General features: G+C 74.9%; 4 protein-coding genes. All 4 read left to right on the top strand.

Annotated features, from left to right (window positions below; all coding sequences use genetic code 11):
* Positions 1–220 precede the first annotated feature (220 nt).
* Positions 221–2011, top strand: a complete 1791-nt coding sequence (locus tag ACFV4N_RS41965) for an asparagine synthase-related protein (RefSeq protein ID WP_499678267.1) — start codon at positions 221–223, stop codon at positions 2009–2011.
* A 4-nt stretch (positions 2012–2015) separates the two neighbouring features.
* Positions 2016–2249 carry a PqqD family peptide modification chaperone gene (locus ACFV4N_RS41960; RefSeq protein ID WP_499678266.1) on the top strand — a complete coding sequence of 78 codons (234 nt, stop codon included), beginning with the start codon at positions 2016–2018 and terminating at the stop codon, positions 2247–2249.
* Positions 2246–2677 (top strand): lasso peptide biosynthesis B2 protein, encoded by a 432-nt coding sequence (locus ACFV4N_RS41955; protein ID WP_499678265.1) that lies wholly within the window; start codon positions 2246–2248, stop codon positions 2675–2677. The genes ACFV4N_RS41960 and ACFV4N_RS41955 overlap by 4 nt, the downstream gene beginning before the upstream one ends.
* A partial coding sequence (locus ACFV4N_RS41950; protein WP_499678264.1) for an ABC transporter transmembrane domain-containing protein occupies positions 2674–3075 on the top strand: 402 nt, incomplete at its 3' end. The genes ACFV4N_RS41955 and ACFV4N_RS41950, both read left to right, overlap by 4 nt.

The following is a 3075-nucleotide window of genomic DNA, read 5'->3' as shown; positions in this document are numbered from 1 at the left end:
ATATGTGGCGGTCCGCCCGATCCCCCCCGGGGCCCGCTTCGCAACCGGTTGGTGGGCGGGCAGCATATCCCCCCCGCCCCGCGCCCACCGCGCCATCTTATCGGTTCGGTTCGGTCCGACGACACCAATTCACCCGGAGGGGGCTGTGGCTCTCGCGGTTCTTCCCGATGAAAACCTTTCCCCGGGCCTCATCGAGCGCGTTCACCGATTCTTCGGCCCGGTGCTGCGGCGGCACCCCTCCGGGCGGCCCTGGATCGCCGGCGACCCCGGCGACCGGCGCCTGGTCCACGCGCGCAACGACTCCCTGGAGGTCGTGCTCGTCGGTTCGCCCACCGCGGGCGAACAGGTCCTGGCGGCCCGCACCCGCAACGCCCGCGACGTCGCAGAGCTGGACGGCGTCGCCGCCGACCTCGTCGGGTCGGACGTGCTCCTGTTCGCGCGCCAGGACGGCCGGATGCGCGCCCAGGCGCCCGCCTTCCTGACCGCCTCGCTGTTCTGGGCGCGGGTGGACGGCGTCGCGGTGGTGTCCGACGAGCAGCGACCGCTGGCCCTGCTCGCCGGCGCCGGGGTGGACCTCGCCGTGCTCGCCGGCAGGCTGACCGGCGCGGACCTGTCCCACCCCTTCTCGCTGAACCCGATCTGGGCGGGCGTGCGCGGCGTGGGCCCCGGGGAGTGGCTCTCCTCGGTCGGCAGCGCCCCGCCGCAGCGCCGGAAGTGGTGGACCGCGCCGCCCGCGGACCGCTCCGCCGCCGACCTCGCACCGCGGCTCAACGCGCGTCTCCGCGACTACCTGGCCGATCGCGTCGCGGGGCACCGCGCGGTGAGCGCGGACCTGTCGGGCGGGCTGGACTCCACGTCGCTCTGCTTCTTCCTGGCGGAGACGGGGAAGCCGCTGCACACCGTCTTCTTCTCGTCGTCCAACGCCCTGAACAACGACCACGTCTGGTCGACGCGGGCGGCGGGCGAGATCGGCTCGCGGCACGTGGTGCGGCCCTACGCCGTGACCACGTCCTCGTTGACCGAGGGGGACGCGGTGTCGGTCGCGCGCCTGCCCGAGGGCCCGAGCCTGTCGTCCAGCGCGATCGCGTCGGTGGCGGTGCTGGACGACCTGCTGGCCGGGACCGGGTCGACGCTGCACGTCAACGGGCACGGCGGCGACGCGCTGTTCGGTCCGGTGTCCACCATGCCGTGGTCGCTGGTCCGCTCCACCGACCCGCGCCGCTTCGCGAAGGTGTGGCGGCACCGCGCGGTCAACCGCTACCCGCTCCGGCCCACGCTCCGGATGCTGCTGCGCGGCAACAGCTACCGGTCGGACCTGGCCCGCGTCGCCCGCTCCCGCTTCGACCGGCCCGACACCGGGGTCGCCCACCACTCCCGGTGGCTCACCCTGCCGACCGTGAACCCGGTGCTGACCGGGCGGGTCGGGGACCTCCTGCGCGGGCTCGCCACCCGCGCGCTGGACGAGCGGGCCGACGCGCTGGCGCCCGACCGGCTGGCCCACCAGGTGGCGCACTTCCTCACCGTGCACGGCGCCGCGGTCCGGCAGATGAACCTCGCCCGGGGCGGGCGGGGCGGGATCCGGTACGACAGCCCGTACCTGGACCGGCGGGTCGTGGACCTGGCGCTGTCGCTCACCATCTCCGAGCGCGCCTACCAGCTCCCCGCCAAGCCGCTGCTCGCCGCCGCCCGACCGGCGCGGATGAGCCCGGAGTACTTCACCCGCAGGGACAAGGGCGACTACACCGCGGAGGTCTTCGACAAGCACCGGGCGCTGGCGGGCTGGTTGCGCGGGCTGTTCGACGGCGGGTCGGTGCTGGAGGAGCTGGGCATCGTCTCCGCGCCGGCGCTGCTGCGCGCGGTCGGCGCGTACTCGGTCGACGGGAGCGACTACGCGGAGTTGGCCCACATCGGATTCGCCGAGAAGTGGCTCAGGTCGGTCAGGGACGCCGAGGGGGACCCGCCGGGGGGCCGGGAAGAGGTGGGAAGTGCTCAGCATCAGATCAGGGGTTGAGCTGGTGGACGGGGAGGGCGGCAAGTTCCTCCTCGACGTCGACAAGGGCGTCTACTGGCACCTCAACGGCACGGCGCTCGTGCTGCTGGAGGGGCTGACGACGGGCCGTTCGCTGGACGAGGTCGTCACCGCCGTCGCCGCGGCGGCGGGCGTGGACGAGGAGCGGGTGCGCGCCGACTGCGCGGTGCTGCTGGCGGACCTGCGCCGGGCCAGGCTGGTGGAGGGTGACGCGCGATGAGCACCCCGATCCTGCCGGAGACCGGCGCGTCACCGGGACGGGTGCCGGCCCTGCGCGCACGACTGGCGGTGCTGGTGGCGTTCGTCGCGTGCGCGGGTTCGCCGAGGCGGCTCCAGCGGTTCCTGCGCCTGCTCGCGCGGGGCGCGCGGCGGCCGGACCCGGAGGACCTGCTGCGCTGGCGGCAGGCCGTCGTGTCGGTGAGCAGCCGCTGCGCGGGGGAGGGGTGCCTGCCGCGCTCGGTGGCCACGATCGTCCTCGCCCGCACGTTCGGGTGCTCCGCCACCTGGAAGACCGGCCTGCGCCAGGACCCGTTCCTCGCGCACGCCTGGGTGGAGCTGGACGGGGTGCCGATCGGGGAACCGGAGTCGGTCCGGCACTTCCGCACCTCGCTCGTCGTCGAGCCCTCCTTCACCGGGGGTCGGGGATGACCGGCGGACCGCGCCCCGCGGGCTTCCGCGCCACGCTCCCGCTGCTGCGCCCGTACCGGCGCCCGCTGGCGGTCGCCGGCGTCATCGGCCTGGTGGCCTCCGCGGCGGGCGCGGCGCAGCCGCTGGTGATCGCCTCGATGGTGGACGCGTTCGGGGGCTCCCTGCCGGTGGGCTCCGCGCTCCTGCTGGTCGGGCTGCTCCTGGCGGGCGCGCTGCTGTCCGGCCTGCGCCAGCTCCTGCTGCACCGGACCGGCGAGCGGTTCGCCTACGAAACGCGGGAACAGCTCGTCCGGCACGTCTACTCGCTGCCGGTGGAGGTGCTCGACGGGCGGCAGCGGGCGGACGTCGTCTCCCGGGTCACCACCGACGTGGCGCAGACCAGGGCGATCCTGAACCTG

Source organism: Actinosynnema sp. NPDC059797, from assembly GCF_042732085.1.
Classification (GTDB): domain Bacteria; phylum Actinomycetota; class Actinomycetes; order Mycobacteriales; family Pseudonocardiaceae; genus Actinosynnema.
This window is presented reverse-complemented; position numbering and strand designations above follow the sequence as displayed.